The 17,819-nt window shown below is 49.0% G+C and carries 22 protein-coding genes and 1 other RNA gene; 8 read left to right on the top strand and 15 right to left on the bottom strand.

Annotated elements, in window-relative coordinates; genetic code table 11:
- Nucleotides 1–296 precede the first annotated feature (296 nt).
- Nucleotides 297–620: a DUF2794 domain-containing protein gene (locus P6574_RS18915; RefSeq protein ID WP_310622197.1), complete on the top strand. Its 324-nt coding sequence runs from the start codon at nucleotides 297–299 to the stop codon at nucleotides 618–620.
- Nucleotides 621–623: 3 nt separating this feature from the next.
- Here the strand turns inward: P6574_RS18915 and coaA are convergent, their stop codons facing one another.
- Genes coaA through hisB form a run of 7 tightly spaced genes read right to left on the bottom strand, consistent with a single transcriptional unit; the run spans nucleotide 624 to nucleotide 5,335 of the window.
- Nucleotides 624–1,589, bottom strand: coding sequence for a type I pantothenate kinase (gene coaA, locus P6574_RS18910; RefSeq protein ID WP_310621773.1), 966 nt, complete (start codon nucleotides 1,587–1,589; stop codon nucleotides 624–626).
- 50 nt (nucleotides 1,590–1,639) lie between these two features.
- Nucleotides 1,640–1,963: a phosphoribosyl-ATP diphosphatase gene (locus P6574_RS18905; RefSeq protein ID WP_310621772.1), complete on the bottom strand. Its 324-nt coding sequence runs from the start codon at nucleotides 1,961–1,963 to the stop codon at nucleotides 1,640–1,642.
- A gap of 46 nt (nucleotides 1,964–2,009) precedes the next feature.
- Nucleotides 2,010–2,795, bottom strand: coding sequence for an imidazole glycerol phosphate synthase subunit HisF (hisF, locus tag P6574_RS18900; RefSeq protein WP_310621771.1), 786 nt, complete (start codon nucleotides 2,793–2,795; stop codon nucleotides 2,010–2,012).
- Complete coding sequence (gene hisA / locus P6574_RS18895; protein WP_310621770.1) at nucleotides 2,792–3,535, bottom strand: 1-(5-phosphoribosyl)-5-[(5-phosphoribosylamino)methylideneamino]imidazole-4-carboxamide isomerase; 744 nt, start codon at nucleotides 3,533–3,535, stop codon at nucleotides 2,792–2,794. Before hisA ends, hisF begins: the two co-directional genes overlap by 4 nt.
- A 38-nt stretch (nucleotides 3,536–3,573) precedes the next feature.
- Complete coding sequence (gene hisH / locus P6574_RS18890; RefSeq protein WP_310621769.1) at nucleotides 3,574–4,227, bottom strand: imidazole glycerol phosphate synthase subunit HisH; 654 nt, start codon at nucleotides 4,225–4,227, stop codon at nucleotides 3,574–3,576.
- Nucleotides 4,228–4,238: 11 nt separating this feature from the next.
- Nucleotides 4,239–4,724: a DUF2628 domain-containing protein gene (locus P6574_RS18885; RefSeq protein ID WP_310621768.1), complete on the bottom strand. Its 486-nt coding sequence runs from the start codon at nucleotides 4,722–4,724 to the stop codon at nucleotides 4,239–4,241.
- A gap of 17 nt (nucleotides 4,725–4,741) precedes the next feature.
- Entirely contained in the window at nucleotides 4,742–5,335 is a 594-nt protein-coding gene (gene hisB, locus P6574_RS18880; protein ID WP_310621767.1) for an imidazoleglycerol-phosphate dehydratase HisB, read from the bottom strand.
- A 189-nt stretch (nucleotides 5,336–5,524) separates the two neighbouring features.
- Here hisB and pyrF point away from each other — a divergent pair, with 189 nt between their 5' ends.
- Complete coding sequence (gene pyrF, locus P6574_RS18875) at nucleotides 5,525–6,241, top strand: orotidine-5'-phosphate decarboxylase (RefSeq protein ID WP_310621766.1); 717 nt, start codon at nucleotides 5,525–5,527, stop codon at nucleotides 6,239–6,241.
- A 61-nt stretch (nucleotides 6,242–6,302) separates the two neighbouring features.
- Here the strand turns inward: pyrF and secB are convergent, their stop codons facing one another.
- Nucleotides 6,303–6,788 carry a protein-export chaperone SecB gene (gene secB, locus P6574_RS18870; protein WP_310621765.1) on the bottom strand — a complete coding sequence of 162 codons (486 nt, stop codon included), beginning with the start codon at nucleotides 6,786–6,788 and terminating at the stop codon, nucleotides 6,303–6,305.
- A 233-nt stretch (nucleotides 6,789–7,021) separates the two neighbouring features.
- Here secB and P6574_RS18865 point away from each other — a divergent pair, with 233 nt between their 5' ends.
- Both P6574_RS18865 and P6574_RS18860 read left to right on the top strand, forming a co-directional pair.
- The gene (locus P6574_RS18865; RefSeq protein ID WP_310621764.1) at nucleotides 7,022–8,377 is read left to right on the top strand and encodes an ActS/PrrB/RegB family redox-sensitive histidine kinase; all 1,356 of its coding nucleotides are present in this window, start codon (nucleotides 7,022–7,024) and stop codon (nucleotides 8,375–8,377) included.
- A 102-nt stretch (nucleotides 8,378–8,479) separates the two neighbouring features.
- On the top strand, nucleotides 8,480–9,028 hold the full coding sequence (locus tag P6574_RS18860) for an ActR/PrrA/RegA family redox response regulator transcription factor (RefSeq protein ID WP_310621763.1): 549 nt from the start codon (nucleotides 8,480–8,482) through the stop codon (nucleotides 9,026–9,028).
- A 78-nt stretch (nucleotides 9,029–9,106) separates the two neighbouring features.
- Here P6574_RS18860 and P6574_RS18855 read toward each other — a convergent pair whose 3' ends face one another.
- The 6 genes from P6574_RS18855 to ffs form a co-directional block, all read right to left on the bottom strand.
- A complete protein-coding gene (locus P6574_RS18855; protein WP_310621762.1) occupies nucleotides 9,107–9,739 on the bottom strand; it encodes a septation protein A in 633 nt (210 codons plus the stop codon).
- Between the two features lie 74 nt (nucleotides 9,740–9,813).
- Complete coding sequence (locus tag P6574_RS18850; RefSeq protein WP_310621761.1) at nucleotides 9,814–10,266, bottom strand: GNAT family N-acetyltransferase; 453 nt, start codon at nucleotides 10,264–10,266, stop codon at nucleotides 9,814–9,816.
- A gap of 4 nt (nucleotides 10,267–10,270) precedes the next feature.
- Nucleotides 10,271–10,882: a recombination mediator RecR gene (gene recR, locus P6574_RS18845; RefSeq protein ID WP_310621760.1), complete on the bottom strand. Its 612-nt coding sequence runs from the start codon at nucleotides 10,880–10,882 to the stop codon at nucleotides 10,271–10,273.
- A gap of 114 nt (nucleotides 10,883–10,996) precedes the next feature.
- On the bottom strand, nucleotides 10,997–11,317 hold the full coding sequence (locus P6574_RS18840) for a YbaB/EbfC family nucleoid-associated protein (RefSeq protein WP_310621759.1): 321 nt from the start codon (nucleotides 11,315–11,317) through the stop codon (nucleotides 10,997–10,999).
- A gap of 72 nt (nucleotides 11,318–11,389) precedes the next feature.
- A complete protein-coding gene (locus P6574_RS18835; protein ID WP_405048161.1) occupies nucleotides 11,390–13,180 on the bottom strand; it encodes a DNA polymerase III subunit gamma/tau in 1,791 nt (596 codons plus the stop codon).
- A gap of 161 nt (nucleotides 13,181–13,341) precedes the next feature.
- An RNA gene (gene ffs, locus P6574_RS18830) (signal recognition particle sRNA small type) lies at nucleotides 13,342–13,439 on the bottom strand.
- A gap of 194 nt (nucleotides 13,440–13,633) precedes the next feature.
- Here ffs and P6574_RS18825 point away from each other — a divergent pair.
- The 4 genes from P6574_RS18825 to P6574_RS18810 all read left to right on the top strand — a co-directional run bounded on the left by P6574_RS18825 (nucleotide 13,634) and on the right by P6574_RS18810 (nucleotide 16,648).
- Nucleotides 13,634–13,954, top strand: a complete 321-nt coding sequence (locus P6574_RS18825) for a hypothetical protein (protein ID WP_310621757.1) — start codon at nucleotides 13,634–13,636, stop codon at nucleotides 13,952–13,954.
- Nucleotides 13,955–14,001: 47 nt separating this feature from the next.
- The gene (nudC, locus tag P6574_RS18820; RefSeq protein ID WP_310621756.1) at nucleotides 14,002–14,550 is read left to right on the top strand and encodes an NAD(+) diphosphatase; all 549 of its coding nucleotides are present in this window, start codon (nucleotides 14,002–14,004) and stop codon (nucleotides 14,548–14,550) included.
- A gap of 122 nt (nucleotides 14,551–14,672) precedes the next feature.
- Nucleotides 14,673–15,347 (top strand): sulfate transporter family protein, encoded by a 675-nt coding sequence (locus tag P6574_RS18815; RefSeq protein ID WP_310621755.1) that lies wholly within the window; start codon nucleotides 14,673–14,675, stop codon nucleotides 15,345–15,347.
- A gap of 237 nt (nucleotides 15,348–15,584) precedes the next feature.
- Nucleotides 15,585–16,648, top strand: a protein-coding gene (locus P6574_RS18810; RefSeq protein ID WP_310618446.1) for an IS630 family transposase whose coding sequence is annotated in 2 segments (ribosomal slippage) — nucleotides 15,585–16,068 and nucleotides 16,068–16,648 — 1,065 coding nt in all. Because the reading frame shifts where the segments join, the coding sequence is not laid out codon by codon here.
- A gap of 164 nt (nucleotides 16,649–16,812) precedes the next feature.
- On the opposite strand, the gene gcvA is transcribed toward P6574_RS18810, so the two are convergent.
- A complete protein-coding gene (gene gcvA, locus P6574_RS18805; RefSeq protein WP_310621754.1) occupies nucleotides 16,813–17,733 on the bottom strand; it encodes a transcriptional regulator GcvA in 921 nt (306 codons plus the stop codon).
- Nucleotides 17,734–17,819 lie beyond the last annotated feature (86 nt).

Below are 17,819 nucleotides of genomic sequence, written 5' to 3'. Positions count from 1 at the left end.
TCTTAGGGGCTGTGATGAGTGTGTTTTATCAAAAAGACTACCTGAAGGCGTGAATACGGCAAAACAAAGTTTGTTTTAGGCGTTTCTCGTGCTGCCACTGATTTTTTACAGTGTAACATCTTGATTAGGACACATAGACTTGCGCAATGTTAACTGATGTTCCAACATGAGACCGTCTTGCCCGCGTTCTCCCTAAATGGAGAGGCGTGAGCTTTGAGTACTAGAAGACGGGAGGGGCCATGAGTGATGGTGAAGAAATATCAAAGCGTAAGCCCTCAGCCAATTCACAGCTTTGTATGAGCAGCACTCTACCTATAAAAGTCGTGTGCTTTCACCGGACCGAACTCAGCCAGATCCTAAATGTTTATGGTAGGATGGTCGCTAGTGGAGAATGGCGTGATTATGCCATAGATCATGGAAGAGAGCAGGCCGCATTCTCAATCTTTCGTAGGGCAAGTGAAATGCCCCTTTATCGAATAGTTAAGGCCCCTCAGCTCGCACGTAAACAAGGGGCATACTATTTGATAAACATGTCTGGATCTATCCTCAAACGTGGACATGAACTGTCTAGCGTATTGAAGTTCTTCGAAAAGAAGAAGCACCTTCGTATTGTCAGCTAGGACCTATATTTTTCTCAGGGCCACCGATCCAATTCTATGGCTTTCAGCTTTTGTGAGAATTAAGTCAGCCCTTGGTCTTGTCGGTAAAATATTGTTGCGCAAGTTTTCTAAATTAATGTTCTCCCAGAGGTCTTTTGCTGTTATTTTTGCTTCCTCATCCGAGATGCTGGAATACTTATGGAAATATGAGCCGGGGTCTCTAAACGCGGTCTCGCGAAGGCGCATAAACCTTTCAAGGTACCACCGTTCCAAGATACCCTTGCTTGCATCAATATAGATAGAAAAATCAAAAAAATCTGAGACGAATGGTACTGCCCGAGCTTCTTTTGAAAGGCTAGTTGTTTGCAGGACGTTCAGGCCCTCAACAATCAATATATCCGGCTGGTTCACTGTGACGTACTGAGCTGGCATGACATCATAGAAGAAGTGCGAATAAATTGGGGCTTGTACGTTTTGCTGACCTGCTTTGATGTCACTCAGAAACTTCAAGAGTGCGGAGCGGTCATAGCTTTCGGGAAAGCCCTTGCGGCGCATCAAGCCCTGACTTTCCAGAATGGAGTTGGGATATAGAAAGCCGTCTGTGGTGATCAGGTCAACTTTAGGGCTGGCTGGCCAGCGAGCCATAAGGGCCTGCAATAGGCGTGCTGTTGTCGACTTTCCGACAGCTACAGATCCTGCTACCCCGATAATATATGGTGATTTCCTACCATTCATGCCAAAAAAACGCTTCGTCGCGCTATGAAGGCTTTGAGTTGCCTCCACATAGTAGGCGAGCAAACGCGACAGCGGGAGATAAATATTCTCAACCTGCTCAAGCGAGACATGGTCATTCAGACTTTGCAGATTAAGCACTTCCTGACGACTAAGCGTCATGGGTGTATCTGCACGAAGTCTGGCCCATTCCTGTTCAGAAAATACAGTGAAGGGTGACAAATCCAGCTCAGTAAGATCTTGCAGTTTTTCTTGCATTAACATGGTGTTTTTACAGGACGCCTAGCAAGTCGTAGTATCTTCACGACCTAGATTTCAGCTCGTGAAGCTTTCTCTTCAAGACCGGTCATTCCGGTTCGACTTGCAAGCGTATCCATAACCTCCCTCAAGGACACATCTGAACATTTTAACAATACGAGAAGATGATAGAGTAAATCTGCACTTTCTCCGATCAGCTCTTGCTTATCACCGTTAACAGCCGCAATTGCAGCTTCAACAGCCTCTTCTCCCACTTTTTGAGCGCACTTGGATACGCCCCTTTCCATGAGCTGGCGGGTGTATGACTTGTTGTCTGTGCTCGCCGCTCGTTCGCTAACAATAGCCTCAAGGTCCTCAAGGGTAAAATTAGTCATTTGTTTAGCCTTATACGGAATTTTGAGCTTGAACGGCCCAAAATCACTAGGTTTGGTTGTCAAGACGTACTGGAACTCCGGCTTCAGCCATATGCTGTTTCGCCTCTTCAATCGTATGAGTGCCAAAATGAAAGATGGAGGCAGCCAAAACCGCTGTTGCATGTCCGTCGCGGACGCCTTCCACAAGATGGTCGAGTGTACCGACACCTCCGGAGGCAATAACTGGAACCGAAACTGCATCAGCAATGGTGCGTGTCAGGTCAATGTTATAGCCCTCTTTCGTGCCATCCCGGTCCATAGACGTGACAAGAAGCTCGCCTGCACCCAATTCAACGGCCTGACGTGCAAACTCGATAGCATCAATACCGGTAGGAGTTCTTCCGCCGTGTGTGAAGATTTCAAACCGTTTGGGTTCTCCATCCTCGGAGACTTGTTTTGCATCAATGGAGACCACAATGCACTGGCTACCAAACTTTTCAGCGGCTTCTTTGATGAATTTCGGTCTTTTGACAGCAGCGGTGTTGATGGAAACCTTGTCAGCCCCTGCAACTAGGAGTTTGCGAATATCCTCGGTAGTGCGAACGCCTCCCCCAACAGTCATAGGCATGAAGCATTGCTCAGCGGTTCTTTGAACGACATCATAGATAGTATCTCTGTTGTCGGTAGAGGCTGTGATGTCGAGAAATGTCAGTTCGTCAGCTCCAGCTGCATCATACGCTTTTGCTGCTTCTACAGGGTCACCGGCATCAATGAGATCTACGAAGTTTACGCCTTTAACAACGCGCCCATCCTTCACATCCAAACAAGGTATTATGCGTGCCTTCAGTGTCATGACTGGGCCTCACGGCTTTGCTGGATGAGAGAGAGGGCCTCGGCAGGGTTAAGGCGACCATCGTAAAGGGCTCTGCCGGAGATGGCTCCCTCTAGAATGTCGCAATCTTCCTGAACCAATCGTTTGATGTCATCAATATCTGCCAATCCACCTGAGGCAATAATTGGAATGGAAACGGCGTTTGCAAGCTCGAGCGTGGATTCAATGTTCAGGCCTCTAAGCACGCCATCACGATCAATGTCCGTATAGATAATCGTAGCTACACCGGCATCATCAAACTGTTTGGCGAGATCAACCACAGAGAGTTCAGAGGTTTCGGCCCAACCTTCAACTGCTACCTTGCCACCTTTTGCATCAATTCCTACTGCGATGCGATCAGGATATTTCTTACAGGCAGCTTTGACCAATTCAGGATCCCGTAGGGCAACTGTGCCCAGAATAACCCGCGCAATTCCTTTTTCGAGCCAAGCATCTATGTGTTCCATTGTCCGAATTCCACCGCCAAGCTGCACTGGATTGGTGGTGGCTTTCAATATGGCCTCAACAGCGTTACCGTTACGACTCTCACCAGCAAACGCGCCATCCAAATCAACAACGTGTAGCCATTCGAAACCCTGCTCCTGGAACGCCTTGGCTTGGTTGGAGGGATCATCATTGAAGACGGTTGCTTGATCCATATCACCCAGCTTTAGCCGAACACATTGGCCATTTTTGAGGTCAATAGCGGGAAAGATAATCATTGCATTTTCCTTGAACTATAGTGTCTTTCAGGGTGGGCTTAGGGAGCCCAGCTTAGAAAGTTTGAGATGAACTGAAGGCCCAATTTTTGGCTTTTCTCTGGATGAAATTGGGTTCCAATAATGTTTTCTTCTCCAACTATTGCTGTAAATTCACCACCATAGTTAAAGGTTGCAATCTGATTTTTAGAGTTTCGTGGTTGGAAATGATAGGAGTGTACGAAATAGGCGTGCAACCCATCCGGCCCTGTTTCAATATCTTGAAGAAGGACGTGGTCTTTATGTTGAAGGTTGAGCGTGTTCCACCCCATGTGGGGGATTTTTAGATCTGGATCATTCAGATCCATAGAAACAACGTCACCAGCAACCCAGTCTAGGCCTTGAGAGGTTTCAAACTCGAGACCTCGTGTTGCAAGCAATTGCATTCCGACGCAGATCCCGAGAAAAGGGCGTGCCTTGTTTCGAACGACTTCGTTGAGGGCCTCTTCCATACCCGTGAGAGCCTGTAGGCCTTTGCGGCAATCTGCAAAGGCGCCAACACCCGGCAGCACAACTCTATCAGCAGTCAAAACAGCTTCAGGAGAGTTCGAAACGATGATCTCATGCGCATGATGATGATTATGGGCGGCCCGCTCAAACGCCTTAGCGGCGGAGCGTAAGTTTCCAGAACCATAATCGATAATCGCGACACGCATAGAATGTTCTCCTAGGGGTCAAGTGTAAGGCCGATAACGCTATTTTTGCTCATTTTCGGCTGTGACTTGGTGGAAGAGCCGGAGCCTATCGGCATCTCCCTATTGATATCAGGTGAATTGGCCCACCTACTGAAAAATCTTGCTTCAGCTTCTTCAAGATTTGATCCGCTTACAATATCGATGACGGACCAGTTTTTTCTTTTTAAAGACCAAGCCTTTAATGCACCAGCTTCCAAAGCGATGAAAATTGAGAAGAGCGCAACTATGATAACGCTCGGCATAACCGGAAAAGCGGATAAGGCAGTTTGCATAATGATGAGCCCGGCTATGGAAATAATAAAAATCAACCACATACGGTTGAATAACATCCATAAAAGAGGAAACAGCAGTGCCAGCCAATGAAACCCGTCACGAATAAATCTAGGAGATTTCGATTTTGGTCTATGGGAGGACTGTGCCGCAGTATCGGGCGGGGACATGACCATGTAGACTGCCAAGGTATTCTCCTTGATGTTTAGCCGCCGAGCTGACCCTTTGTTGTGGGTACCCGGCCTTCCTGTCTTGAATCAAACTCTATTGCAGAGCGGATTGTACGGGCAACAGCCTTAAAACAGGTTTCTGCGATGTGATGACAATTAGAGCCATAAATGTTTGTTATGTGGAGGGTGAAACCCGCATTCATAGCAAAAGCGCGGAAGAACTCCTCACAAAGCTCCGTATCAAATGTGCCGATTTTATCTTTTGGAAACTCGACTTGCCAAACAAGGAACGGGCGACCGGATACATCCAAAGCGACACGGGTCAGAGCTTCATCCATTGCCAAATGGGTGTCCGCATATCGGGTAATACCCCCCATATCGCCGAGAGCTTGTTTAAAAGCCTGTCCCAGTGCAATCCCCACATCTTCAACAGTGTGATGGTCATCGATATGATAGTCACCCGTGGCCTTAACCGCTATATCCGTTAGGGAATGTCGGCATAGTTGCTCAAGCATATGATCAAAGAAGCCTACACCTGTTGAAATGTCAGATTTTCCTGTACCGTCCAGAACAACAGAAACGTTGATATCTGTTTCTTTGGTGGTGCGTGCAATTGCAGCTTGACGCATTTTACTTCCTTTAACACTAAAGCGAAGATTCCGAGGAATCTCAAAGAGTCCGGGTGTTTTATCAGGCGTTATGTCACCTGAAAACACCTGTTATGGAAAAACCACTAGGGTTTTCATTAAAAAGTGGTCAAAGAGCACTGTCAATGATAGGAAACCGACCGTTTGCCTTGCAAAAAAACGGAGCACGTCATGTCCTTTAAGCCTGAAAACGCCACAGACCGTCTTATTCTGCCGCTTGATGTTCCCGATGTTGAGCAGGCCCGCGCAATCGTTGAAGAAACGAAGGGCGTGGTTGGTACCTATAAGGTTGGAATGCAATTGCAATTTGCGGGTGGATTAGCATTTGCTGAAGAACTTGCCAAAGAGGGGCATTCAGTTTTTCTAGATGTGAAGCTGCTTGATATTGATAATACAATTGCCAGCGCGGTTAAAAATATCAGTACGATGGGCATGCGCTTTGTGACGCTGCATGCATACCCTAAAACAATGCGTGCGGCGGTGGCGGCCCTAAAAGAAACTGGGAATAAAGACTTATGTCTGCTGGGGGTGACAGTTCTCACATCCATGGATCAACGCGATCTGGTTGATGCCGGGTATAAGGATCAGATCCCAGAGCTTGTGAGTAACCGAACAAAAGATGCAGCTGCTGCTGGCATGGGCGGCGTTGTTTGTTCGCCTATGGAGGCGAGCGATGTGCGTAACCGATTTGGTGAGCAACTTGCCATCGTTACGCCGGGAGTTCGCCCAACTGGGTCAAGTGTAGGTGACCAGAAGCGTATTATGACTCCACAGAATGCCATTCAAGCCGGTTCAGATTATCTGGTGATTGGTCGGCCAATCTTGAATGCAGGAGACCGCCGTTTAGCCGCGCAGAAAATTGTCGAGGAAATTGCTGCCGCGCTTTAGAAAGTAGCAAAATGCGGACAGCAGTTGTCTGGAACTGAAACTGTCCGCATTAAAACTTGAATTAGTTAGGCTGCTGAGCCTGTTTTTCAGCTTCAGCCTGCTTTGCAAGATTCTGACGATACAGTGCCGCAAAGTCGATTGGATCCAGCATTAGTGGTGGGAAGCCACCATTGCGGGTTGTGTCTGCCAAGATGTTGCGTGCAAATGGGAACAGCATACGTGGGCATTCAATGAGAATGAATGGGTGCATGTGCTCTTTTGGTACGCCGGTGATTTTGAAGACACCGCTGTAGACGAGCTCAGCTGCAAACATGACTTGCTCAGGTGTGTTTGCCTTGGCTGTCAATGTCAGTGTAACTTCGAACTGGTCTTCACCAACCGGGTTTGCACCTACATTAACGTTGATGTCCAGCTTCGGCTGTTCACCGGGTTGTAGTGATTTTGGAGCATTTGGATTTTCAAAAGAAAGATCTTTAATGTATTGCGCCAGAATGTTCATACCTGGAGCTACTTGCTCACCTTTTGGAGCCTCTTGATTTTCGCTCATATTTCTTTCCCGGTTATGCATTGCAATGAGTAGTTGCGGTATGCTGGAGTGGTGATCCACGCTTTTATACCGATGTCCAACTCATAGTTGGCTAACATGTGTATATGATTGATACAAGAGTTTACCTGTGTTGACAGCCAAAGGATAGAGTTGTTCGAACTATTAACTAATTGCATTTTATTTAGGCTGGAATGGATAAATTGAAAAAGACTTTACTTCTGGGAGAGTTTTGAATGACCAGTGAATTTGACGGGCCATCTAGCCTGCTGGGTCATCAGGTAAAACTGGATACACTGGTCCGGCTTCGGTGGTTGGCTGTTGTGGGACAAACAGTGGCTATTCTGGTTGTCTATTATGGCTTTGAATTCCCTATGCCAATTGGGAATTGCTATATTTTGATTTCAATTTCTGCCTGGTTGAATATCATTTTAAAGTTGCGGTGGCCGTCAACGACACGTCTTTCAGAAAATAGTGCCGCTTTGCAGTTGGGCTATGACATCTTGCAGTTAGCTGGCCTTCTTTATCTCACAGGCGGTCTTGGGAACCCTTTCTCATTTTTATTGATAGCACCTGTTATGGTTTCAGCAACTGCGCTGTCGGCGAGAAATACGATTCTGCTGGCCGTCTTTGCTGGTGTTCTTGCAACCGCACTGGCGGTATTTCGCTATCCGCTGCCATGGTTCAATGGAGAGCCTATAAATATTCCAGTTATTTATCTGGTTGGAGTTTGGGTATCCCTGATCTGTAGCATGTTCTTTATGGGTACGTATGCGCTTAGAATCGCCAAAGAAGCCCGACAGCTTTCCAACGCGCTTGCTGCAAGTGATATGGTGTTGGCGCACCAGCAGCATTTGTCTGCTCTTGACGGTTTGGCAACAGCTGCCGCCCATGAACTGGGAACGCCTCTTGGTACGATCTATTTGACAGCCAAAGAACTTTCTACGGAGTTCGAGCCTGGTGATCCACTAAGAGATGATGCTGAACTTGTTTACATGCAGGCCGCGCGTTGCAGGGAGATCCTGCGCAAGCTCACATCTCTTTCCAGTGAGGATGACCAGCATTTCCAACGCATGCCACTATCACAACTTTTAGAGGAAGTTGTTCAGCCTAATCGGGGGCTGGGGATTCGTATCAATATCGATATGGACGGTTCAGGGCCGGAGCCGGTAGGGCGGCGAAATCCTGCGATCCACTATGGGCTGGGTAACCTTTTGGAAAACGCAGTCGACTATGCTGAGGCGCGTGTTAATCTTGTAGCTCGCTGGGATCAGAAGTTCGTCACAATCAAAGTGGAAGATGATGGTCCGGGATTTGCCCCTGATATACTTGCCAATATTGGTGAGCCTTATGTGTCTAGCCGAAGCTTTTCGAAGAAAATCGAACTGACGGAAATTCGTAGTAAGCAAGGTGGCCAAAAAGGTGGAGGTCTGGGACTCGGATTCTTTATTGCTAAAACGCTTTTGGAACGAACCGGCGCAAAGCTCATATTTGGTAACCGAAAGCCCCCAGAAACCGGTGCAGTGATTGAGGTTCGATGGCCGTTCTTTGCTATGGATCAAACCAATGAGAGCAAAGAGTCCTTAGGGTAGCTTTTAATGAGTGTTATTACTAGATTAGCATAGATAGATCTGGATAATCTAATTGCGTTGGACACCTTCAAATCAAACGCAAGAAAACATTGGATTTGTTCAATGAACGAAGAAGAAAATACACAGGCGCTGGGTCGCCTATTGATTGTTGATGATGACCGCCCCTTTCAACAACGACTGGCACGTGCAATGGAAAAGCGGGGGTATGATACGGATACGGCTGATGGTGTGCGTGAAGCACTGAACAAGGTTTCTGTCGGTGCTCCGGATTTTGCCGTTGTTGATATGCGTCTGGAAGACGGAAGTGGACTGGATGTAGTTGAAGCTATCCGGATGAAACATCCTGGAGCCCGCGTTATCGTGCTTACGGGTTATGGGAATATTGCCTCTGCGGTGACTGCGGTGAAGCTTGGCGCAATTGACTACTTGTCAAAGCCAGCTGATGCTGACGATATTCACGCAGCGCTTCTACGCCAACCAAACGAGAAGGCTCCGCCCCCTGAGAACCCAATGTCTGCTGATCGGGTCCGCTGGGAGCATATTCAGCGTGTATACGAGCTTTGTGATCGCAACGTTTCTGAAACTGCGCGTCGTTTGAATATGCACCGGCGTACACTGCAGAGAATTTTGGCAAAAAGAGCGCCCCGTTAGTATTGTTGCGCTCTACGCTTTTGGCAGGAGAGAACGAAAAACTTCCAGTGTTCGTTCTCTATAGTCTCCTTGGACCATCTAGTTGTTTTCGGAGAGGCTGTGCTTTTGTATGAGCGGAAGTTGCAGTATGGTGAAGACCATCGTGATTGGCATCACGCCAAAGACCTTGAAGTTGACCCAAAAGTCCGAGGAGAAGTTTCTCCAGACAACTTCATTTATGATAGCCAGAACGAAAAAGAAGATTCCCCAGCGTAGGGTTAGTTTATACCAGCCTTTAGCATCCAGCTTGAAAGCGCTGTCGAACACGTAGCCAAGCAGGGAACGACCAAAAAACAGGCCTCCCAAAAGTATACTGCCAAACAACGCATTAACAATTGTGGGCTTCATTTTGATGAAGGTGTCATTTTGCAGGTAAAGCGTGAGCCCACCAAAAACCAGAACTATGATACCGGAAACCAGCGGCATGATTGGCAACTGCCGCGTCAGGGAATAGGAAACCCCTAATGAAATGACAATGGCCACCATAAAGGCCGCTGTCGCCAGAAAAATCGGTTGCCCCACGACTGACAGGGCCGGGAACATTTCGATAATCCGTTCCCCCTTCGAGTTTGCGGCAAAGAAAATGAGGAGAGGTCCCAGCTCTAGTGCCAACTTCAAGAGCGGACTAATTTCCTTATGCCCCTTTTCGTTCGGCGCGTGCTCAAGTTCCATCTAAAAATGTTCCTAGGTTGTTTAAGGTGATATGCGGAATGGCAGTCGCTGAACACTTTACCATTATTTTAAAGCTAGAGTGTGTCAGTAATTTCCAAATGAAGCAATGGGAAAGGCTTTCCTAGGCCGTCTAATGGCGAACGTCCAACTTGCTTGAATCCGTTTTGTAAGTAGAAGGTAACTGCCTGTGTATTTTGTTCGTTCACATCGACACAATTCGCACCCAGTACCTCAATGGCAAACTTGAGGAGGCGTGAACCTGTTCTTTTACCTCTGCACTCAGCGTCAACAAACAGCATTTCGATTTTTTGCTCGAAAACACCGAGAAAGCCAACGATGGAGGTGTGGGAATCCTGCGCACAATAAAGCTTGACTGATGCCAGATAATGATTTCGAACGAGTGGTTTCAATTCGGTAATGTCATCTTCGCTCAAGAAGGCATGGCTTGCCCGAACCGATCGTTCCCACACTTGGGTAATCTCATCATATTGTGAAGGGGTGGCCTGAGTGATTGAAATCTGACACATGCTTTTAGAATTTTGTTCGGGCGCGCAGGGCCTGGGTCAAAGTGCCTTCATCCAGATAATCCAGTTCCCCACCTACAGGAACCCCATGGGCAAGCCGTGTAATCTTCAGTGTCTCAAAGGAAGACAGGTTATCGGTGATGTAATGGGCTGTCGCTTGGCCTTCCACGGTGGCATTGACCGCGAGAATGACTTCGCTGATGTCGCCGACCTCGATACGCTCTATGAGCTTGGGTATGTTCAAGTCATCAGGACCTATTCCATCCAGTGGCGACAATGTCCCGCCCAGTACGTGATAGTGACCGCTCACGGCTGAAGCCCGTTCTAGAGCCCATAAATCAGAGACATCTTCAACCACAACGATGGTCGACGGGTCCCGTCTTGGATCTGAGCAGATTGTGCACGGGTCGGACGTATCAACTGAACCACACTCAGAGCAGATGCCCACTTGCTCCACAGCAACCCCCATGGCCTCCGCCATAGGCTTAAGCAACTGCTCTTTTTTCTGAATCAGGTGAAGGGCTGCCCGTCTTGCGGACCGTGGTCCTAGGCCCGGGAGCTTGGAAAGGAGCTGGATTAAACGCTCGATTTCGGGTCCGGCGACTTTGCGGGTGCTCATCGTGATAAAATCTTCCAAAAACGAGTGAGTTGTTGGGTGTACAGTGCAAGCACCAGCGGCCTCATTTGGAAGCCGCTCATGTGCCGTGAAAGTGAAGGTGCGTTAAAACCGCTTTTAAAATGGCAGTTTCATGCCTGCTGGCAGGCCCATACCGGACATGAGTTCCTTGGTTTTTTCCTGAACCAGAACCTCTCCCTTGGCTTTTGCATCGTTGTGAGCGGCCAAAATCAAGTCTTCAAGGATTTCTACTTCATCGGCGTTGATGAGGGATGGATCCAGCTTGAGGGAGGTCATCTCACCTTTACCGTTCAATGTGATGGTTACCTGACCAGCAGCAGATGTTCCTTCGACAGAAAGCTCATTAACAGTATCTTGCAGGGTGCCCATTTTTTCCTGCATCTGTTTGGCTTGCTTCATCATCTTCAAAAAGTCCATAGGAGGTTCCTTTATTGTTTTTAACGTTCAAAGAAGCTTTTAGAGCCTGATTTAAGGTATCTTGCCTGCGTTTTAAAGTTCACTGCCCCAATCATTCAGCTCTTCTGGTGTAAAAGCGGTTGGGTCTTCGGGAAATTTGTTCTCTTCAGTCTTCATAACACGAACATCGACCACTTTCGCGCCGGGGAAGGCTTCCATGATGGCGGAAACTTCTGGTGTTGAGTGGGCAGCGGAAACCAGCTGTTGTTTATTGGCTTCTTTCTCTTCAAAGAGTGTTGGTCGCCCTTGCTCGCGGCTGATGGAGACAATCCAGCGTCTTCCTGTCCATTCCGTGAGTTTTCGTCCCAGCTCTCCAGTCGCGTCTGCTGGAGCTTCAGATGTTGGCTGAACCTCGATACGTCCCGGTTGGAAATTCACCAGCCTTAGGTTGCGCTCGATAACCACTTTTATGGGAATGTCCCGCATTTTAGCGGCGTAGTCAGCAACTTCCTGCCAGCTTCTCAGGCGGACTTTCTCGGCCTCTTCCTGCTGGGCTTGTGGTTGAGGTGTTGAAACTGCTAGGGTTTGGGGCTGGCTGCGCCCGCCAGCAACGGCTTGCAGGCGAGGCCCGTCTCCATTTGGCATGGAGGCTTTGGGTGCCGTACCGCCTTGTGGTGCACCACCGCCAGAGGTTGCCGGGGCCATACCATTGAATGCGCCGGATTTGAGGAGCTTTAGCGCTTCTTCCGGGTCTGGCAGGTCTGAGTTGTAGCAAAGACGAACAAGAACCATTTCCGCAGCGGGCAGGGGTTTGGGTGAGGTTTGTACCTCGTTGATCCCTTTCAGAAGAATTTGCCACGTGCGTGATAGGGTTCGCATGGAGAGCTTCTCGGCAAAAGCTTGGCCGCGAAGGCGCTCGCTTTCCGTGACCGATGCTTCTTGACCTGCATTGGGAACGGCTTTGAGCCGTGTAACTAAATGGGTGAACTCTGCAAGGTCGGAAAGAACGACAGAGGGTTCAGCGCCCACATCGTATTGGCTTTTTAACTCTCCCAGAGCACTGGCCACATCGCCCTTCATGACATGTTCAAACAGGTCGATGACGCGGGCTCTGTCGGCAAGGCCAAGCATCTGCCTTACTTCGTCGGCATTGATGCCGCCCGCGCCATGGGCGATGGCCTGATCAAGCAAACTCAATGAATCGCGGGCAGAACCTTCACCAGCGCGGGCAATAAGCGACAGGGCCTCCTGAGAGATCTCGATTCCTTCTTTTTGTGAGATTTCTCCCAGAAGCTTCACAAGGGTGCCGGATTCAATGCGCCGTAGGTCAAACCGTTGACAACGTGAGAGAACTGTAACGGGAACCTTGCGGATTTCCGTTGTTGCGAAGATGAATTTTACATGCTCGGGCGGCTCTTCCAGCGTTTTCAAAAGACCGTTAAAGGCCGCGTTGGAAAGCATGTGCACTTCATCGATAATATAGACTTTGTAGCGGGCATTGGCTGGACGATAGCGGGCCGCCTCGGTGATTTCGCGAATATCGCCAATACCGGTGTGGGAGGCCGCATCCATTTCGATCACGTCCACATGACGGCCTTCCATAATGGCCTCACAGTGGACACCCGGCCGGGTGAGGTTGATGGTCGGGCGATCAACTTCTCCGGGAATTTCGTAGTTCAAACCGCGCGCCAGAATACGGGCCGTGGTGGTTTTACCAACACCGCGTACACCTGTCAGCATCCATGCCTGAGCTATTCGTCCGGTTTCAAAGGAGTTGTGCAGCGTTTTGACCATGGGCTCTTGGCCGTAGAGGTCATCAAACGTGCTGGGGCGATACTTACGTGCAAGAACACGGTAAGGCGTGGCTTTTGTGTCAGTAGACACCTCGGCAGTTGCCTCGTCCAACTTTTTCTCTTCGATATGAAGGTCTTCCATCTCGCCCCGCGCTGGCCTTAGTAAACTCAAGGCATTCTTCTACCCCGGCCATTCAAGACGAAGACCGGCCGCTTGTCGAGTAAAAGGCGGGGGGAATTTCGAAATATAAGGTGGGAGGCTGGTACGATGACCCGTACCGAATCTCGTTGGGGCTGCTTCCTTCCGGACCTGACCCAGTTGGCGAGTGGCTCGTCCACCACCAACCTCCCACGCGATATATGGAGGTATTGCCCCCAATTTGCAAGTATTCAATGCGGGACTGTGGAAGAGGTTGGGGAAGACTTGCCGCAACCGCTACGGATACTCCGAAATTCCACGGTTCTTGATGGTGCAAGCCGGTCTCTTGACTGGAGCTTTCAAGGGTGTTCTCCTCACAAGCCTTGTTTTTTAATGGAATTTGTAATGAGTGATAGAACAGTATTGTCTCAAGACACCTCTGCTTCCCTGTCTTTTGCGGGAAACTCTCTGGATAGAGTTGCTCCCAAGCGTACCAATGAACATTGGTTGGAACAGCAAATACATCATAAAAATGCGCGATTTATTGCTTTTTGCGACGGGCAGGTTGTCCTATTTAGTGACAGTGCTTTTACAAGTATGGCTCACCTGAAAGAGAATTCCATTCGTCTGGAGGAACTGTTGTTTCTAGGGGTGGATCGTTCTGATTCCGACCGGCCCTATTTCGCGGTCTCTGCTGATCCTGACCTTATTTCCCGCAGGGGGTGAGATCGCTCGCTAATTCAGCAAGTTACTCTGAGAATGCTCTAGGAATCATGGCGCAGGCCTCCGCTATGTTGAGGTGGCACGAAACGCACCCGAAGTGCTCCAAGTGCGGGGCAGATACGATGGTGGGAGAAGCCGGATATCGCCGTGAGTGCCCCAAGTGTGAGGCTCTGCACTTTCCCAGAACCGATCCTGCCGTCATAATGCTGATTACACACGGGGATGAGTGCCTTTTGGGGCGGCCCTATCGCTTGTCCGAGAATATGTATTCTACGCTCGCTGGGTTTGTGGAACCGGGGGAGACGCTGGAAGACGCTGTTCGGCGTGAAACATTTGAGGAGGCGGGTGTGAAAGTGGGCGCTGTGCAATATCTGGCTAGCCAGCCCTGGCCGTTTCCCTCCAGTATAATGCTGGGTTTTAAAGGCGTGGCACTGAGCAAGACATTAAACATAGACTATGAGGAAATGGAGGACTGCCAGTGGTTCTCTAAAGAAGAAGTGCGGAAGATGATGGAAGGGACGGAGGCCAGTGGCAAGCTTTGTCCCCCAGACATCTCCATTGCGCACTATCTGATAAAGCAGTTTGTGGACGGGGAATAAGCGGTGTATTTGCCGCTGCGGGTGCATATGCTCAGCATTGGAGAAATGCGCTCCCGTTCTTGCCTTGCTGACATTGAAAACCTATGTGGTTCAATAACTATTAGCTTCAGGATGGCGAATTCATGATTTCGTATGCGGTAAAGGCATTTTCTCAGGTGTTTCAGCCTGAATATCGGGCAATTTTTTGGAAGTCTATCGGTTTAACAATTGCGCTGTTGGCCGTGATCTGGATTGTACTTCAAGGGATTGTGGCGCAATTTGTTACGCTTCCCTATCCTTGGCTTGAAGGCGTCCTCAGCGTGTTAACCGGAGTGGGAACTTTCATTGGTCTGGGGTTTTTGATCGGACCGGCTTCGGCACTATTTGTTGCGTTTTATCAAGATGATATTGCAGAAATTGTGGAGCGGAACGACTATCCGCAAGATGGGAAAGGCAAAGCGCTTCCAATCATCACCTCCACCATTTTGGCTGCGAAATTCATGGGTGTGATTCTTCTTGGAAACCTGCTGGCACTAATTTTACTTCTGGTTCCGGGTGTAAATCTCATCGCGTTCTTCGTGGTGAACGGATATCTTTTGGGTCGTGAGTTCTTCGAGTTTGCTGCCATGCGCTTCATGAGCATTGAAGAGGCGAAGGCCTTTCGTAAAGCCCATGGCGGAAGAGTGTTCATCGCCGGTCTGTTTGTGGCGGCGCTGATGGCTGTGCCGATCCTGAATCTGATCACCCCGATTTTCGCCACGATCCTCCTCATGCACATTTTTAAAATGTTGAGGAAACGTCAATTGATGACGGTGTGAAACCAGTCGCTGAATTCCAAGTGGATTAAGCGGAGTTGCGCACATAATTTAAGAGATAATGCAATGTGTTAGGGTGTGTTTTCGGTCATTTGTTGCAAAGTGAGCGATAACGCGCGCTTGTTGTGCTCAAACCAACCGGTAATGTACGAATAATACCAACGGCACCTGTTTTTGACTCGGGATGAGGATTCCCAAATCACTTGAATTGTGATTCAACATTGGGAAAGGAGATTCCCAATGTCAGCGATCCCATTGCGCCGAGACTATGATGCTTCTTCGTTACGAACTCTTGCTTGTCAAAGTAAGGATGTCAGGCAGAGCCGCCGCCTTCTTGCTCTTGCTGCTGTTTATGATGGGTTGTCGCGCTTGGAGGCGGCACGCATGGGCGGCATGGACCGCCAAACACTGCGAGACTGGGTGCATCGGTTTAACGCAGAAGGGCCGCACGGCCTGTACAATCGTAAGAGCCCGGGCCGTGTCCGGTGGTTAAATAAAGAGCAAATGGCTGAATTTGCAGATCTGGTTGAGGCTGGGCCTGATTTACAACAACACGGCGTAATTCGCTGGCGTCGGCGGGATCTGCAAGGTGTGATCGAGCAGAAGTTTGGGGTCAGCTATAGCGAAAGGGCTATTTCAAGCCTCCTCAGAGTTCTGGGATTTTCTCGGGTCAGCGTTCGGCCACAGCACCCGGCACAGGACGAGCAAGTTATGGAGACATATAAAAAAACTTCCATGCCCAGCTTAAAGAAATAAAAGCGCGCTTGCCCTCACAAACATCCATGGAAATCTGGTGGCAGGACGAAGCCCGCATTGGTCAAAAAAATGGGCTCACCAGAAGGTGGGCAAAAAAAGGAACGAGACCACGGGCTCCCAGCGACGGGCGCTATCAATCAACTTATGTATTCGGGGCCATCTGCCCCGCCCACGGCAAAGGGGCAGCACTTGTTTTGCCCAAAGCCAATACCAATTCCATGCAGCTTCACCTTAAAGAAATCAGCCGAACCGTCGCCAAAGGGGCGCACGCAGTGGTCCTGATGGATCAAGCGGGTTGGCATACAACGGCAAAACTGAAGTTGCCTGATAATATAACCATCTTGCTGCTCCCACCCCGTTCTCCGGAGCTCAACCCGGTTGAAAATGTTTGGCAGTACTTACGGCAAAACTGGCTCTCTAACCGAACCTTTCAAGACTACCAGGAAATTGTCGATGCCGCCTGTTCCGCTTGGAATAAGCTTATTCAACAACCCCACACAATCACATCAATCGGTAGACGAAATTGGGCGCATACAGGTCAATTATAAGTGCCGTTGGTATAAAGTGCCGCTGTGAGAGACGTTTTATGCAATTGGTCTTTTGGGCCGATTTTTTTCGAATTAAAACGAATATCGCTTTCATGATGCGGCCGTGGAATTGGCAGACAGGGCGTGAAACCTGTTTTATAAAAGTGGTGAGGTGGCTTTAATGCTCAAGGGCAAGCAAGATCTGGAACAAGGGTTTCCAGTTCAGCTCGCAGCCAATCGTGAAAGCACTTGGCTTTAGTTGTCTGGAATGTCTTTTCCTGCCCGATTAACCAGTAACAGGCTTGATGCTCAAGCTGCAGACTAAATGGCGCTATCAGGTGTCCGAGGCGTACATCGTTTGCTGCCAAAACATGACGGCCTATCCACACGCCGGCTCCTTCCATCGCTGCATTTAATGCATGGTCTGCATGGCTGAAGCGTAGACCTTTTTCCGCCCATGACACTCGGCCCAAACCAGACTGTTCCAGCCATTGTTTCCAGGAAATGGTTTCGGGGAGAACCAGTGTGGTTTCATCGTGTAGAAGCGTGAAGTTTTTCAAGTCGGCTGGTGTTTGAAGCTTTTTAGCAATTTGAGGATTGCATAGCGGCGTCATTGTTTCTCGGGCAAGTTTTTCTGCATGCAGGTCTGGATAAGGACCTTTTCCAAAGCGTAAAGCGAGATCGACTTCATCTCGCGAAAAATCAACAAGGTTGAAACTCGCGGAAATCCGCAGTTCAATATCCGGGTTTTCATCCATAAATCGGTAGATCCGCGGCACGAGTAGCTTTGAAGCCATGGCGGGTCCGGTGCTGATCAGAAGAATACTATCCTCCGGCTTACCTGTAACACGTGCAACCGCTTCGCTGAAACTGTGCAGCCCACCCTCAACACCGGGCAGTAGCTGGCGTCCGGAGGTGGTTAAATCAATGGCGCGGTTCATGCGCTTGAACAGCTGGACCCCGAGCTGTTCCTCAAGAGTTTTAATCTGATAACTCAGGGCCGAAGGTGTCAGGTTCATTTCCTCAGCAGCCTTAGCGAAGCTGAGGTGTCTGGCAACGGCTTCGAAGGCTCGGAACGTGTTGAGAGGGGGAAGTTTGTAGCGCATATCACCTAAAATATTTTGATCTGAAAGCTAAAATATCACCGTTTGTCATTTCTGTCTGCTGAATTTAATTGTTCTGGTGTTCACAA

Source organism: Pseudovibrio sp. M1P-2-3 (assembly GCF_031501865.1).
GTDB classification, from domain to species: Bacteria; Pseudomonadota; Alphaproteobacteria; order Rhizobiales; family Stappiaceae; genus Pseudovibrio; species Pseudovibrio corallicola.
The sequence above is the reverse complement of the archived record's forward strand: the minus strand, read 5'-3'. Positions and strand labels throughout refer to the sequence as shown.

Excerpts from the sequence above, each read along its gene's own strand:
- P6574_RS18915 (WP_310622197.1), top strand. The coding sequence starts at position 297 with ATGAGCAGCACTCTACCTATAAAAGTCGTGTGCTTTCACCGGACCGAA.
- coaA (WP_310621773.1), bottom strand. The coding sequence starts at position 1,589 with ATGCAAGAAAAACTGCAAGATCTTACTGAGCTGGATTTGTCACCCTTC.
- P6574_RS18905 (WP_310621772.1), bottom strand. The coding sequence starts at position 1,963 with ATGACTAATTTTACCCTTGAGGACCTTGAGGCTATTGTTAGCGAACGA.
- hisF (WP_310621771.1), bottom strand. The coding sequence starts at position 2,795 with ATGACACTGAAGGCACGCATAATACCTTGTTTGGATGTGAAGGATGGG.
- hisA (WP_310621770.1), bottom strand. The coding sequence starts at position 3,535 with ATGATTATCTTTCCCGCTATTGACCTCAAAAATGGCCAATGTGTTCGG.
- hisH (WP_310621769.1), bottom strand. The coding sequence starts at position 4,227 with ATGCGTGTCGCGATTATCGATTATGGTTCTGGAAACTTACGCTCCGCC.
- hisB (WP_310621767.1), bottom strand. The coding sequence starts at position 5,335 with ATGCGTCAAGCTGCAATTGCACGCACCACCAAAGAAACAGATATCAAC.
- pyrF (WP_310621766.1), top strand. The coding sequence starts at position 5,525 with ATGTCCTTTAAGCCTGAAAACGCCACAGACCGTCTTATTCTGCCGCTT.
- secB (WP_310621765.1), bottom strand. The coding sequence starts at position 6,788 with ATGAGCGAAAATCAAGAGGCTCCAAAAGGTGAGCAAGTAGCTCCAGGT.
- P6574_RS18865 (WP_310621764.1), top strand. The coding sequence starts at position 7,022 with ATGACCAGTGAATTTGACGGGCCATCTAGCCTGCTGGGTCATCAGGTA.
- P6574_RS18860 (WP_310621763.1), top strand. The coding sequence starts at position 8,480 with ATGAACGAAGAAGAAAATACACAGGCGCTGGGTCGCCTATTGATTGTT.
- P6574_RS18855 (WP_310621762.1), bottom strand. The coding sequence starts at position 9,739 with ATGGAACTTGAGCACGCGCCGAACGAAAAGGGGCATAAGGAAATTAGT.
- P6574_RS18850 (WP_310621761.1), bottom strand. The coding sequence starts at position 10,266 with ATGTGTCAGATTTCAATCACTCAGGCCACCCCTTCACAATATGATGAG.
- recR (WP_310621760.1), bottom strand. The coding sequence starts at position 10,882 with ATGAGCACCCGCAAAGTCGCCGGACCCGAAATCGAGCGTTTAATCCAG.
- P6574_RS18840 (WP_310621759.1), bottom strand. The coding sequence starts at position 11,317 with ATGGACTTTTTGAAGATGATGAAGCAAGCCAAACAGATGCAGGAAAAA.
- P6574_RS18825 (WP_310621757.1), top strand. The coding sequence starts at position 13,634 with ATGAGTGATAGAACAGTATTGTCTCAAGACACCTCTGCTTCCCTGTCT.
- nudC (WP_310621756.1), top strand. The coding sequence starts at position 14,002 with ATGGCGCAGGCCTCCGCTATGTTGAGGTGGCACGAAACGCACCCGAAG.
- P6574_RS18815 (WP_310621755.1), top strand. The coding sequence starts at position 14,673 with ATGATTTCGTATGCGGTAAAGGCATTTTCTCAGGTGTTTCAGCCTGAA.
- gcvA (WP_310621754.1), bottom strand. The coding sequence starts at position 17,733 with ATGCGCTACAAACTTCCCCCTCTCAACACGTTCCGAGCCTTCGAAGCC.